The sequence below is a fragment of the Streptomyces sp. NPDC001108 genome, from assembly GCF_053598535.1.
The window spans coordinates 103767-115688 of record NZ_JBSFKL010000014.1; the positions used below are offsets into that span (position 1 = coordinate 103767).

Below are 11922 nucleotides of genomic sequence, written 5' to 3' on the forward strand. Positions count from 1 at the left end.
CGCGCCTCCTCGGGGTCACGGAACGTGATTCCCCTACGAGACAGCATGGTTGACGTACAGTCACCGCAACAAGCGCTTCGGGCATACTCCAGCGCGAAGGAGTACCTGTACTCCATACTGTGCGACGCACTTCGCGGGGAGTCGAACAGCGGCCCGCGCGGACCGCTTCCCGGGCGCGCCCGGCGCCGCTGCCTGGACCGCGAGCAGGAAACCGCTTGCGGGCCGGAGCCACCGCACCGGCCATCACCGGACTGCCCGGTTCCAGTTCCTGTCGCACTCCACGGAGCGTACCCGAGCCGGGAGCCGACTCCGCCCCGTGACGAAAGATGTGCCGGACACGGATCGGGGCCCGGGGCCGCTGCCTCACGTTGCGTGATTCCGTGGGGTGGGCGGTCGGCGGTCCGGGACGTGCCGGGCGTCAGCGCAGGTCCGCCGCGAGCCTCTCCTCGGCCGCCGCCGCGGTCTGCCACCACCCGGCGCGCAGCCAGGCCCGCTTGAGGTGCAGGTGGACGTCGGACTCCCAGGTGAAGCCCATGCCGCCGTGGACCTGGAGGCAGTCGCGCGCGTTGCGGACCGCCGCGTCGTCGGCCAGGAGCTTGGCGCCCGCGATCTCGACCCGGTCCCCGGTCACGGCCGCCGCGTAGACCGCGCAGCGGGCCAGTTCGGCGCGGACCAGCATCCCGGCGCACAGGTGTTTGACCGCCTGGAAGGAGCCGATCGGGGCGCCGAACTGCTCGCGCGTACCGGCGTACTCGACGGCCAGCTCGGTGGTGCGGGCGGCGCTGCCGAGCTGTTCTGCTGCGGTGAGCAGGGCCCCCTCGTCGCGGAGGTGCCGGGCGCCGGGCGGCAGCGGCAGCGGTTCGTCGGCGGTCACCGGTCGCGCGGGGCGCCACAGCGGGGTGAACGGGTCGGTGGAGCGTATCGGCGCGGCCGCCTCCCGCACCGGACCGGCGTCCCGGACCAGGCCGCCGGGGAGGTCCCCGGGGCCGAGGACCAGGAGCGCGTCGGCCCCGCCCAGGTGGGCCACCGGCTGCCCCGCCTCGGCCACCGCCACCACCGCCTCGCCCCGCGCCGCGCCCTTCACGGCCCCGGCGGCGAGGTGGGTGGCGACGAGCGGGCCGGGCAGCAGCACCCGGCCCGCCTCCTCGAAGAGCAGGACGGCCTCGGGCAGTCCCAGGCCGACGCCGCCCTCCGCCTCGGGCAGCCGCAGCGCGAAGAACCCGGCGTCGCCGAGCTCCCGCCACAGGGCCGGGTCCACGGCCGTGCCGTTCTCCAGCGCGGCCCGCATCCGGTCCCTGTCGAACCGCCCGGCGAGCAGGTCCCGTACCCCTGCCCGCAGGGCCCGTTGGTCGTCCGAGAGCTGGAAGTCCATGAGCGTCAGCGCCCCTTCGGCAGGCCGAGCACGCGTTCGGCGACGATGTTCCGCTGGATCTGCGAGGTGCCCGCGGCGATGGTGTACGAGAGGGAGGAGAGCCGGTCGAGCACCCACTCCCGGTCCAGGTCGGCGGCGTCGGCGCCGAGCACCTCGGCCGCCGCCTCGTACAGCTCCTGGCGGGCGTGCGAGTAGCGCAGCTTGAAGACGGAGCCGCCGGTGCCGACGACACCGCCCCGCCCGGCCTCGCTGACGTTCCACTGGGTGAGCCGCCACAGCGCCCGGAACTCGGCGTTGAGCCTGCCGAGCCGGCGGCGGAGCACCGGATCGTCCCAGGAGCCCCGGCGCCGGGCCTCGGCGGCGAGCGCGGCCAGGGTGCGGCGGCAGGCGACGACCTCGCCGACGAAGGCGGTGCCGCGCTCGAAGGAGAGGGTGACCATGGTGACCCGCCAGCCGTCGTTCTCGGCGCCGACCCGGTTGACGGCCGGCACCCGTACCTCGTCGAGGAAGACCTCGGCGAACTCGGTCGATCCGGCGAGGGTGCGCAGCGGGCGGACGGTGACGCCGGGGGCGTCCATCGCCAGGGCGAGCCAGGTGATGCCGCGGTGCCGGGGGGCCGCCGGGTCGGTGCGGACCAGCAGTTCGCACCAGTCGGCGACCTCGGCGTGCGAGGTCCAGATCTTGCTGCCGCTGACCACGTAGTCGTCCCCGTCGCGCACCGCCCGGGTCCGCAGCGCGGCGAGGTCCGATCCGGCGTCGGGCTCGCTGAACCCCTGGCACCAGATCTCGTCGCCGCGCAGCACCGGCGGCAGCCAGCGGGCCCGCTGCTCGGCGGTGCCCTCGGCGGCGATGGTCGGTCCGGCGTGCAGCAGCCCGACGAAGTTGGCGCCGACGTACGGGGCCCCGGCCAGCTCGGTCTCCTCCAGGAAGATCAGGTGCTGGGTCGGGGTGGCGCCCCGGCCGCCCGCGTCGAGCGGCCAGTGCAGACCGGCGTACCCGGCGTCGTACAGCGCCCGCTGCCAGGCCGTGTCGTACGCGCGCCGTCCCGGCCAGTCCTCGGGGGCGGGTTTCGCGGGCAGCGACGGGAGCGCGGCGGCCAGCCAGGCCCGCAGCCGCGCCCGGAACTCCTCTTCCTCCTCCGTGTACGCGAGGTCCACGGCCGCCTACTTGTCCAGGTCCAGATCGAGCATCCGGATGGCGTTTCCGCGCATCAGTTTGTAGATGGTCTCGTCGTCCAGTCCCTTGACGTGTTCGAGGGCGACCTCCTTGGTGTGCGGGAAGGTCGAGTCCACGTGCGGGTAGTCGGTCTCGAAGGTGGCGTTGTCGCGGCCGACGACGTCGAGCGAGGCGATGCCGTGCTTGTCGCGGAAGAAGCAGCAGAAGATCTGCCGGTAGTAGTACGTGGACGGCGGCTCGGGGATCAGATCGCGCACCCCACCCCAGGCGCGGTGCTCCTCCCAGACGTCGTCGGCGCGCTCCAGGGCGTACGGGATCCAGCCCATCTGGCCCTCGCTGTAGGCGAGCTTGAGCCGCGGGAACCGCACCAGGACCCCGCTGAAGAGGAAGTCCATCATCGAGGCCATGGCGTTGTTGAAGGAGAGGCTGGCCTGCACGGCGGGCGGGGCGTCCGGGGAGGCGGCGGGCATCTGCGAGCTGGACCCGATGTGCATGTTGACGACCGTGCCGGTCTCCTCGCAGACGGCGAAGAAGGGGTCCCAGTAGCCGGTGTGGATGGAGGGGAGCCCGAGGTGGGTGGGGATCTCCGAGAAAGTCACCGCCCGCACCCCGCGTGCCGCGTTCCGCCGGATCTCGGCGACGGCCAGGTCGATGTCCCAGAGCGGGATGATGCAGAGCGGGATCAGCCGGCCGCCGCTGTGGCCGCACCACTCCTCGACCATCCAGTCGTTGTAGGCGCGGACGCAGGCGAGCGCGACCTCCTTGTCCCGCGCCTCCGCGAAGGTCTGGCCGCAGAAGCGCGGGAAGGTCGGGAAGCAGAGGCTGGCCTCGACGTGGTTGAGGTCCATGTCCTTGAGCCGCTCGGCCGGGTCCCAGCAGCCGGGCCGCATCTCGGCGCGGGTGATGCCCTCCAGCGTCATCTCGTCGCGGTCGAAGCCGACGGCGGCGATGTTCCGCTTGTACGGGAACTTCAGGTCTTCGTAGATCCACCAGTCGGTGGGCGGCCCGTCCGGGTCCATCGTGATGACGTACTTGCCGCCGGTGTACGCCAGCTCGCCGATGCCCGCGGTGAGCGGCTGCGGGCCGCGTTCGCGGTACTTCGCGGGCAGCCAGGTCGAGAAGAGGTGCGGCGGCTCGATCACATGGTCGTCGACGCTGACGATCCGAGGCAGTTCCGTCATGGTGTCCCCTCCGGCGAACGCATTTCTGATGACCCGTCAGATCGATGTCGCCCTCAGGCTAGCCCCGCACCCCTGGACCGACAAGGCGCGGCGCTCTACGCTCTCCGCACTATCTGACTATCCGTCAGCTTCGGAGAGGGGTCGGCCATGATGGGGACCGCGCACGCCCTGGACGCCTCGCGCACCTTCTGGGAACTCGTCGAACGCCGGGCCGCCCTGACCCCGGACCGCCCCTTCCTCCTCCAGGGCGACCGCGTCCTGACCTTCGGCGGACTGCGGGAACGCGGCGAGCGGGTGGCGGCCGGGCTGTGGGGGACGGGGGTGCGCCCCGGGACCGTCGTCGCCTGGCAGCTCCCGACCCGGATCGAGACGGTGCTGCTCTCCTTCGCACTGGCCCGGATCGGGGCCGTCCAGTCGCCCGTCATCCCCTTCTACCGGGACCGCGAGACGGGGTTCGCGCTGCGCGAGTCGCGGGCGGAGTTCTTCGCCGTGCCGGGCACCTGGCGGGGGTTCGACCACACGGCGATGGCCAAGCGGCTGGCCGGGGAGGCCGGACGGCGGGCGCCGGAGGTCTTCGAGGCGTACGACACGCTCCCGGACGGCGACCCGGCGGTGCTGCCGCCGCCGCCTGCCGACGGTACGGCGGTGCGCTGGATCTACTGGACCTCGGGCACCACCTCCGACCCGAAGGGCGTCCTGCACACCGACCGGTCCCTGATCTCGGCGGGCGCCTGCCTGGCCCACGCGCTGCGGCTGACCCCGGACGACGTCGGCTCGATGGCCTTCCCGTTCGCCCATGTCGCCGGGCCGGACTACTCGGTGATGCTGCTGCTGTACGGGTTCCCCGCGGTGCTGTTCGAGCACTTCGCGCTGCCGGACGCGCTGGCGGAGTACCGGCGCCACGGGGTGACGGTCGCGGGCGGGTCCACCGCGTTCTACTCGATGTTCCTGGCCGAACAGCGCAAGGCCCCGGACACCCGGCCCGTCCCCACCCTCCGGCTGCTGGCGGGCGGCGGCGCCCCCAAGCCGCCGGAGCTCTACCACGCGGTGGTGCGGGAGATGGGCGTCCAGCTCACCCACGGGTACGGCATGACCGAGGTCCCGATGATCACCATGGGCGACCCCGACGACACCCCGGAGCACCTGGCCGGGACGGAGGGCCGCCCGCCCGGGGGCATGGAGATCCGGATCACCGACGAGCGGGGCGAGCCCCTGCCGTACGGCACCGACGGCGAGGTCAGGCTGCGCGGCGAGGCCGTCTGCGCGGGCTATCTGGACCCGGCGGCCTCCGCCGCGGCCTTCGACGCCGAGGGCTTCCTGATCACCGGCGACGTCGGCCATCTCCGCGAGAGCGGCCATCTGGTGCTCACCGGGCGCCTCAAGGACATCATCATCCGCAAGGGTGAGAACATCTCCGCCAAGGAGATAGAGGACCTGCTCCACCGCCACCCGGACGTCGCCGACGCGGCGGTGATCGGCCTCCCCGACCCGGAGCGCGGCGAACTGGTCTGCGCGGTCGTCGAACAGCCGCCCGGCGCCGCCCCGCTGACCCTGGCCGGGATCACCGGCCACCTCCGCGCCGAGGGCCTCGCCGTGCACAAGCTCCCCGAACGCCTGGAGGTCCTGGATGCCCTTCCCCGCAACGACACCCTCCGCAAGGTCCTCAAGTACCGCCTCCGGGAGCAGTTCGCCTGAGGCCGGGCCGGCGGCCGGGCCGGTACGGGCCGCGGGACCGGCGCTCGTCGTGGGCGGTACGGGCATGCTCTCCGGCACCGTCCGCGGACTGGTGGCCGACGGGCTGCGCACCGCCGTCGCCGCCCGGGGCGAGGCGGCCCTCCGCGCGCTGGTACGGAGCACCGCCCACCCCGCCAGGACGCTGGCCCTGGCCACGGACTACACCGACACCAGGGGGTTCCGCTCGGCGCTGGAACGGGCCCGCGACGAACTGGGCCCGTTCCGGACGGTCGTCCTGTGGATCCGCACCCCCAGCCGCGACACCGCCCTCCCCGTCGTCGCGGACGTACTGGCGGCCGGCGCGGTCGTCGTCGACGTACGCGGCAGCGCGGCCGCCGCCCCGGGCCGCGCCCGGCCGCTGCCGCCACCGGACCTGGCCGGCTGCGACCACCGCCCGGTCGTCCTCGGCTTCGCCGACGGCCCGGACGGCACCCGCTGGCTCACCCATCAGGAGATCGCCGACGGCGTCCTGGCCGCGGCGCGCGCCCCCGCACCGGCCGCCACCAGCGCCACCGACGACGGACCGGCCCGGGTCATCGGCCGCGTGCGCCCCTGGCACGACCGGCCGTGACCCCGTTCCGGCCCCGGTCACGCGGGCGGGCGGCACGGGCATCCGGGACGCCCCCGCCCGTCAGCCCCGGCAGGAATGCAGGATCCAGGGCAACACGAAGATGAGGAAGATCAGACAGCCGAGGGCGCCGCAGCCCTCGTCGTCACCGTCGACCGCGCGTCGGATCCGGTCGCGCTCGTCGCTCCGGCCCCGTTCGTAGGCTTCCCGCTCCTTGCCGCCGTACCAGGACATGGCTCCCCCTCGCCCTCTGCCTCAAGACCGGAGGGACGCCCGACAGGGCGCGCCGCACGGTACGGCTCACGGTCCCACCGGGGGCGGGCGGCGGCTTCGGAATCCGTGCCGGGCGGCTTGTGGATCGGCGCCGACCCGGCCCCCGGCCGCCGCTCAGGCGGAGAGCGGGCGGGTCTCGGGGGCGACGGCGGTGGCCGGGTCCGGGTAGACGTCGAAGAGGCGGCGCACTCCGAGGGCGGCGAGGACCCGGTTCACATGGGAGCCCTCCTCCGCGCCCCGCGCCGGGAGGACCAGGCGCAGGCGGCCGCCGCAGGAGCGCATCAGACGGCGGGCGGCTATCAGTACGCCGACACCGCTGGAGTCGCAGAACAGCACCCCGGAGAGGTCGAGCACCACGTCGTGACGGCCGGCGGCGACCGCGTCGTGCACGGACTGGCGCACGGAGGACGACGTCAGCAGGTCCAGCTCGCCGCGGATACGCAGCACGGTCCATTCGGCCTGCACGGTCTCGGCCACAGTGAGTGTCACGCGACGGGCCTCTCGTTCCGGGAACTCCAGGGATTCCAGGGCTTCAGGGATCCCAGGGATTCCAATGCTTCGGCTGATTCCGGATATTCCGACGATCCGGAAGTTTTCCCTCCTTCTCGCCGCTGCCCCGTCACAGCCCCTCGAAACACCGGCCGCTCCGCCAGAACGTCACAGCATCCCGACCGAAACGATCACCCAGGGTCGGATTCCGCCATCCCGCGGCACCGGACACCCCCTACCACCCCGGGCCGTTTCAGGGGCGCACTTGCCCGAAAGGTACGTACATCATCGACAGCGGCGACTACATTCGGTCCCACGAGGGGAAGTGGCTGGGGGACGCATGGCTAAAAACGCACCACCCCGCTGGGACCGCAGGATGCAGCAGCGACTGGCACGCGGCGAGGAGGCCGCGCTCGGTGAGCTCTACGACCGCTTCGCCGCCCTGGTGCACAGCCAGGCCCAGCGGATACTCGACGACGACACCGCCGCCGACCACGTGACCCGCGAGGTCTTCGGCTACATGTGGGAGAACCCGGACGCGTACGACCCCCGGCAGGGGCCGATGCGGGCCTGGGTGGCCCGGCTCGCCCACCGCCACGCGGTGCGCAGGCTCCGCGAGGCGGGTACGGACGGCGCGGGCGGGGCGGACGGGGCGGAGGCCGAAGGGCTCGACGCGCTGGAGGAGCGGGTGAGCCGGGCCACGGCCGCCGCGCGGGCCGATTACATCGTCGAGTCCATGCCCGCCCCGCTGTGGGCCGCACTGGAGCTCGCGTACGTACAGCGCCGGGACTACCGGCAGGCCGCGGCCGATCTCGGGGTGACCGAGGACGAGGCCCGCCGCCGTCTCCGGCTCGGGCTCCAGCTCCTCTCCAGCGCCCACTCCCGCCCCCTGGACGGGGCCTCGCCGCCCGGATACGGGACCTCCCGGTGACCGACGACGCGAACGGGCCCGAGAACGGAGGGCCCGCCGCCGGACGTCCCGACAGGCTCCGGGACATCCGGCGGATACCGGCGCAGCGGCCCGCGGCCGACGACCTCGCTCCCGCCCCCACTCCGCCGCCCGACCCCGTCCCACCGACCGGGGAGCCGTCCCCGGGCCCTCCCCCACCGATGCCCCGACCGGAACCGGAAACCACCGTGGCCCCACCGGAACCACCGCACCGGCTCCTGCGGGCGCTGCTCGGCGCCTGGGCCCTGTCCGCCTGCTCCACGGAGGAGACCGAGGCGGTCGAGGCGCATCTGACCGAGTGCGCCGCCTGCGCGGACGAGGCGCTGCGGCTGCGGGACGCGGTCGGGCTGCTGCACACCGACTGCAGCCTGGACCTCGACCCGACGCTGCGCGGCCGGGTGATCGACGCCTGCCTGAGCCGCCGCCCGGCCGCCATCCCGGTGCCGGACTGGGCCGCGCCGTACGAGGCGGAGACCGCCCGGCTCGACGCGCTGCTCCGGGACATCGGCAGCGCGGAGTGGCACGCCCCGGTGCGGCTGAAGTGGTTCGAGGACGAGCAGGAGACCGGCCGCCGGACCACCGTCGCGGGCGTCATCGGCCATCTGACGGCCGTCGACGGACTGATCGGCACCGCCCTCGATCTCGACGTACCGCTCGGCGACCACCGCTTCGGGCCCGGCGCCGACTGGCCGCTCTCCCCCACCGCGCGCACCGAGGCGTACTGGTCGGCGTCCCGGCTGCCGCCCACCCGGGAGGTCCACGAGCCGTGGCGGGCCCAGACCCACACCCTCATCCGCACGGTGTCCCTCGTCGGCCGCAGGGTCTCGGAGCTGTCCGTTTCGTACGGGGACTTCGCCCTGCCGATGCACGACGCGCTGCTGGACCGGGCCTTCGAGTGCTGGATGCACGGCGGCGACATCGCGGACGCGGTGGACTACCCGTACGAGACCCCGTCCGCCCCGCATCTCAACCGGATGATCGACCTGGCGGCCCGGCTGCTGCCCGCCACCCTCGCCGCACGCCGCCGGTCCGGGCTGGCCGGACCCGCCCGGCATCTGGTGACGGCCGGTTCACCGGGCCGTTCGCTCCACCTGGAGGTCGAGGGTTCGGGCGGCGGCGACTGGTACGTGCCGCTGGACTCGCCGGCCGCGCTCGGCTCGCCCGCGCACACCGTGGCGCAGGTCGCGCTGGACGGGGTGGAGTTCTGCCGGCTGGTCGCCGGGCACGTCTCGCCGGAGGAGGCCGCGGCCGGTCAGCAGGGCGACCGCGAGGCCATCCGGGACGTCCTCTTCGCCGCGGCCTCGCTGAGCCGCCTGTAGGAACCGGGACCGGGCGGGGCCCCAGGCCGCCGCCGGGCGTCAGGCGAAGACGACCGTGCGGTGGCCGTTGAGCAGGATGCGGTGCTCCGCGTGCCACTTCACGGCCCGCGCCAGCGCCTGGCACTCCACGTCGCGCCCGACGGCGACCAGCTGGTCGGGGGTGACGCCGTGGCCCACCCGCTCGACCTCCTGCTCGATGATCGGCCCCTCGTCGAGATCGGCCGTCACGTAGTGCGCCGTGGCGCCGATCAGCTTGACCCCGCGGGCGTGCGCCTGGTGGTACGGCTTCGCGCCCTTGAAGCTCGGCAGGAAGGAGTGGTGGATGTTGATGATCCGGCCGCTGAGCTGCTTGCACAGATCGTCCGAGAGGACCTGCATGTAGCGGGCGAGCACGACCAGCTCGACGTTCTCCTCGCGGACCAGCTCCAGGAGCTGCGCCTCCGCGTCGGCCTTGGTCTCCCTGGTCACCGGAATGTGCCGGAACGGCACGTTGTACGAGGCGACCAGCTCGGCGAAGTCCGTGTGGTTGGAGACGACGGCGGCGATCTCGACCGGCAGCGCCCCGATCCGCGAGCGGAACAGCAGGTCGTTGAGGCAGTGCCCGAACCGGCTGACCATCAGCACGATCCGCATCCGCTCCGAGGAGCGGTGGATCTGCCAGTCCATCCGGAAGGAGTCGCCGACCGCGGCGAAGCTGGCCCGCAGCTTCTCCACGGTCACCGGGGCCTCCGCCGAGAAGTGGACCCGCATGAAGAAGAGACCGGTGTCGTGGTCACCGAACTGCTGGCTGTCCTCGATGTTGCAGCCGGTCATGAAGAGATAGCTCGACACGGCGTGCACGATGCCCTGCTTGTCGGGGCAGGACAGGGTGAGGACGTACTGCTCGGGGGCGTCCCCGGCGGGCTGCGGCTCGGTCATTCCCGTAGCGTGCCACACCGGGGAGCCGTCAGGCCGAACCGGTCAGAATGTGGAGGACGTCGAGGGAGCGCGGCGGCGTGTCGGGGTCCTCGCCGTCGTTCCCGGCGAGCAGCACATGCGCCTCGCGGGCGGCCCGCACGGCCTCCGGCCAGCCCTGGTGCTCCAGGTAAGCGGAGACGGGGGCGTCCGCCCCGACCTGGTGCATGATGCGCAGCACCCGCAGGACGGCGACGTCGACGAGGGCCGCCTCGCCCGCGTCGCGGAAGATCGTGCCTATGTATTTCTCGGCGGACCAGTTGTCCAGCCAGGTGTCCTCGACCAGGCGGTAGACGGCGTCGGTGACGTCGCCGTACCCCTCCCGGCCGGCCAGCCAGCACTCATGGTGGAAGACGGGGTCGGAGAGCATGTGCAGCGCCGAGCGCACGTTGCTGCGCCAGCGCCACCACGGCATGTCATTCAGCGGCATGCCGCCCATGGTGGAGGAGCGACGGCCGCGACGGGAAGAGTTCTCCGAACCTTGCTGCACGGTCATCGATCGTACGTTCCTTCACGGGCCCGCCGTCCGGGCCCCCGGAATTCACCCGGACGTCACTCCGCGTTGACCGGTGCACACGGCGCCGTTACCCCGAGTCCGGAAATGTTCATGCCCATGACCGGATGGCGACGCCACATTTCCCCGCGCTTCTCCAGAATCCTGACGAGCGCGGTGCTCGGGGCATCGCTGATCAGCGGTTGCGGCGCCCTCCCTGGGGCCACGGGGGGCTCCAGGGAGTCCGTCACCGTCATGACCTGGGCGCCGAGCGGCGTCGCCGGGCCGGACACGGTGAACATGGCGGGGATGACCGCCATGGCACGCGCCTACGCCCGCTGGGTCAACGACAACGGCGGTCTGAACGGCCACCGTCTGCGCGTCCTCACCTGCGACGAGCAGGACACCTCCGCCGGAGCGGCCGGCTGCGCCCGGCGGGCCGTCAAGGAGAAGGCGGTCGCGGTCGTCGGCTCGTACAGCCGGCACGGGTCGGCGTTCATGCCGGTGCTGGAGGGCTCCAACATCCCCTTCATCGGGGGCTACGGCGCCACCGACGAGGAGTTCTCCAGCTACCTCTCCTTCCCGGTCAACGGCGGCCAGGCCGCCCTGCTCGCGGGCAACGCCCGGCAGCTGGCCCGCTCCTGCGAGCGGGTGTCGGTGGTCCGGCCGGACACGCTCGGCGGCGACGGCCAGGCATGGCTGCTGCGGACCGGCCTGACCTCCGCCGGGCGGTCCGCGCCGGCCGACATCCGGGCACCGGAGACGGCGACCTCGTACGACGACGCGGCCGGGGCGGCGCTCCGGGCGGCGGGCCCGGCCGGCGGCTGCGCGACGGCGGTGCTCGGCCGGCGGACGGAGACCTTCTTCGACTCGTTCCGGAGGATGGAGCCGTCGTACGGCAAGGTGCGGATCTCCTCGGTGCTCGGCAGCGTCGACCAGCCGCTGATCGACAGCACCGGCGGCCGCAACAGCCCGTTCGAGGGGGCGTACATCACCGGCTGGTACCCGGACTCGGGCGACACCCGCTGGGACGGGATGCGGCAGGTGATCCGGAAGTACGCCTTCGGCGACAACCGGATCGACCCGGACGACACCGGGGTGCAGACCACCTGGATCGCGTACACCGTGCTGAAGGGGCTGGTGGAGGCGGTCGACGCCCCGCGGATCACCCCGTGGCGGATCACCTCCGCCCTCAACACCGGCACCTCGGTCGGGACCGGCGGCCTCACGCCGGTGCTGCGCTGGGGATTCGACGACGTGCTGGGCTCCACCGCCTATCCGCGGATCGTCAACACCAGGGTGACGTTCCAGGTGGTCCGCGGCGGGCGGCTCGTCGCGGACCGGAAGGGGTTCGTGGACGTCGCGGAGACGCTCTCGGACGCCAGCACCAGGAGCTGACCGGGCGGACCGCCGA

The 11922-nt window shown here is 73.2% G+C and carries 13 protein-coding genes; 5 read left to right on the forward strand and 8 right to left on the reverse strand.

Going from position 1 to position 11922, the window contains the following annotated elements; translation table 11 throughout:
• Nucleotides 1-418 precede the first annotated feature (418 nt).
• The 3 genes from ACWC97_RS26950 to ACWC97_RS26960 are packed head-to-tail and all read right to left on the reverse strand — an operon-like array spanning nucleotide 419 to nucleotide 3729.
• Complete coding sequence (locus ACWC97_RS26950; RefSeq protein WP_352275922.1) at nucleotides 419-1372, reverse strand: acyl-CoA dehydrogenase family protein; 954 nt, start codon at nucleotides 1370-1372, stop codon at nucleotides 419-421.
• Between the two features lie 5 nt (nucleotides 1373-1377).
• The gene (locus ACWC97_RS26955) at nucleotides 1378-2529 is read right to left on the reverse strand and encodes an acyl-CoA dehydrogenase family protein (protein WP_352275920.1); all 1152 of its coding nucleotides are present in this window, start codon (nucleotides 2527-2529) and stop codon (nucleotides 1378-1380) included.
• Between the two features lie 6 nt (nucleotides 2530-2535).
• A complete protein-coding gene (locus ACWC97_RS26960) occupies nucleotides 2536-3729 on the reverse strand; it encodes an amidohydrolase family protein (RefSeq protein WP_450652038.1) in 1194 nt (397 codons plus the stop codon).
• A gap of 147 nt (nucleotides 3730-3876) precedes the next feature.
• Between ACWC97_RS26960 and ACWC97_RS26965 the strand changes: the two genes are divergently transcribed.
• Both ACWC97_RS26965 and ACWC97_RS26970 read left to right on the forward strand, forming a co-directional pair.
• Entirely contained in the window at nucleotides 3877-5424 is a 1548-nt protein-coding gene (locus tag ACWC97_RS26965) for a class I adenylate-forming enzyme family protein (RefSeq protein WP_450652039.1), read from the forward strand.
• A 64-nt stretch (nucleotides 5425-5488) separates the two neighbouring features.
• Nucleotides 5489-6034, forward strand: coding sequence for a Rossmann-fold NAD(P)-binding domain-containing protein (locus tag ACWC97_RS26970; RefSeq protein ID WP_352275914.1), 546 nt, complete (start codon nucleotides 5489-5491; stop codon nucleotides 6032-6034).
• Between the two features lie 60 nt (nucleotides 6035-6094).
• Here ACWC97_RS26970 and ACWC97_RS26975 read toward each other — a convergent pair whose 3' ends face one another.
• A complete protein-coding gene (locus ACWC97_RS26975; protein ID WP_352275913.1) occupies nucleotides 6095-6265 on the reverse strand; it encodes a hypothetical protein in 171 nt (56 codons plus the stop codon).
• A 153-nt stretch (nucleotides 6266-6418) separates the two neighbouring features.
• Entirely contained in the window at nucleotides 6419-6793 is a 375-nt protein-coding gene (locus ACWC97_RS26980) for an STAS domain-containing protein (protein ID WP_352275911.1), read from the reverse strand.
• A gap of 340 nt (nucleotides 6794-7133) precedes the next feature.
• Here ACWC97_RS26980 and ACWC97_RS26985 point away from each other — a divergent pair, with 340 nt between their 5' ends.
• Entirely contained in the window at nucleotides 7134-7724 is a 591-nt protein-coding gene (locus tag ACWC97_RS26985) for an RNA polymerase sigma factor (RefSeq protein WP_352275909.1), read from the forward strand.
• Complete coding sequence (locus ACWC97_RS26990; protein WP_450652043.1) at nucleotides 7721-9061, forward strand: zf-HC2 domain-containing protein; 1341 nt, start codon at nucleotides 7721-7723, stop codon at nucleotides 9059-9061. The genes ACWC97_RS26985 and ACWC97_RS26990 overlap by 4 nt, the downstream gene beginning before the upstream one ends.
• Nucleotides 9062-9100: 39 nt before the next feature.
• On the opposite strand, the gene purU is transcribed toward ACWC97_RS26990, so the two are convergent.
• The 3 genes from purU to ACWC97_RS27005 all read right to left on the reverse strand — a co-directional run bounded on the left by purU (nucleotide 9101) and on the right by ACWC97_RS27005 (nucleotide 10828).
• Nucleotides 9101-9979 carry a formyltetrahydrofolate deformylase gene (purU, locus tag ACWC97_RS26995; RefSeq protein ID WP_352275906.1) on the reverse strand — a complete coding sequence of 293 codons (879 nt, stop codon included), beginning with the start codon at nucleotides 9977-9979 and terminating at the stop codon, nucleotides 9101-9103.
• Nucleotides 9980-10007: 28 nt separating this feature from the next.
• Nucleotides 10008-10454: an SCO4402 family protein gene (locus ACWC97_RS27000; protein ID WP_450652103.1), complete on the reverse strand. Its 447-nt coding sequence runs from the start codon at nucleotides 10452-10454 to the stop codon at nucleotides 10008-10010.
• Between the two features lie 113 nt (nucleotides 10455-10567).
• Nucleotides 10568-10828, reverse strand: a complete 261-nt coding sequence (locus ACWC97_RS27005; RefSeq protein ID WP_450652045.1) for a hypothetical protein — start codon at nucleotides 10826-10828, stop codon at nucleotides 10568-10570.
• Here ACWC97_RS27005 and ACWC97_RS27010 point away from each other — a divergent pair.
• Nucleotides 10818-11906, forward strand: a complete 1089-nt coding sequence (locus ACWC97_RS27010; protein WP_450652046.1) for an ABC transporter substrate-binding protein — start codon at nucleotides 10818-10820, stop codon at nucleotides 11904-11906. The two genes, ACWC97_RS27005 and ACWC97_RS27010, sit on opposite strands and share 11 nt — an antisense overlap.
• Nucleotides 11907-11922: the final 16 nt, after the last annotated feature.